Raw genomic sequence first — 244 nt, 5'->3', positions numbered from 1 at the left:
GAATAGGGTTACTTGAAGATATTGGTATTAGTGTACATTATTCGGAGTGGAATGACCGTGATAACATACTATCTGCTATGAAAGAGCTTAGAATTACCCAAGGGTTTGGAATAGACGAAAAAGCAGTAGTTTACCTTGAAGATGAGACGTACAGCCGTACATTTGGTGGAGGAGTACACTTTCTGCAAATACCTTAAGGATAGTTTGAATTGAAACTTCATGGTATTTAAAGCGTATATAAAGT

Annotated in this window: 1 protein-coding gene; it reads left to right on the top strand. The window is 36.5% G+C overall.

The features are described 5' to 3' along the window. On the top strand, window positions 1-197 hold a 197-nt coding region (locus tag AOA61_RS31690; RefSeq protein ID WP_218197301.1), incomplete at its 5' end, for a hypothetical protein. Window positions 198-244 lie beyond the last annotated feature (47 nt).

It is taken from the genome of Pseudomonas sp. 2995-1 (genome assembly GCF_002742505.1).
Classification (GTDB): Bacteria; Pseudomonadota; Gammaproteobacteria; order Pseudomonadales; family Pseudomonadaceae; genus Aquipseudomonas; species Aquipseudomonas sivasensis.
This window is presented reverse-complemented; position numbering and strand designations above follow the sequence as displayed.